Below are 660 nucleotides of genomic sequence, written 5' to 3'. Positions count from 1 at the left end.
GACCACCAGAGCGGCGAGCACCACCAGGCCCAGAATCAGGGCCCAGCGAGGCACCAGGGAGATCCAGTGGCGCTTACGGCCGTGCGCCCACATCCCGGGCATCCACGCCGGGGCGTCCGCGGCCTGCATCGGCATCTGCTGGTGCGCTATGGCCTTCGCCAGGCGCCGCTCGCTCCGGCCGGCCCCGCCCTTCACGAGGGCCACGAGCACCAGGGCGCCGACGAGGAGGATCCAGACCGGCATCCTCACTCACCCGCCGCAACGTCGTCACGGAGGCTGATCTCGGCGGCGGAGCCGGTCAGGAGCAGCCCCATCAGCGTCTGCTGCACCTGCTCCGGCTGCTCCACGAACGCCTTCAGGTCGAACACGACCTGCATGGAGCCCTGCACGCCCTGCTCGCGGCCCTGCATCTGCGCCAGAACCTGGGCGAGCGCGCTGCTCTTCCCGCCATTCGTCACCCCGCCGGGCAGGGCGTGACCCTGCTCGAAGGGGCTGCTCTCACTGCTCTTGCCGTTCTCGTCGTTCCGGCCGGTACTGCCGCTCTGGTCCTGGCCCTGCCGGGCCGCTGCGACAATGTCGTCCACGGTCATCTCCATCCATCTGGTGGGCCGTACCGGTCGGCGGGGATTGCTGCCAGGCGTCTCGCCCGCCGACCGGTTC

General features: G+C 70.8%; 2 protein-coding genes. Both read right to left on the bottom strand.

What is annotated here, in order from left to right; all coding sequences use genetic code 11:
- The coding region (locus G3I78_RS46730) for a hypothetical protein (RefSeq protein WP_164436683.1) at positions 1-243 on the bottom strand (243 nt) is incomplete at its 3' end.
- 2 nt (positions 244-245) lie between these two features.
- Positions 246-660 (bottom strand): hypothetical protein (locus G3I78_RS46725; RefSeq protein WP_203616481.1); only part of this gene is annotated, 415 nt, incomplete at its 5' end.

Source organism: Streptomyces sp. SID13726, from assembly GCF_010548375.1.
Classification (GTDB): Bacteria; Actinomycetota; Actinomycetes; order Streptomycetales; family Streptomycetaceae; genus Streptomyces.
This window is presented reverse-complemented; position numbering and strand designations above follow the sequence as displayed.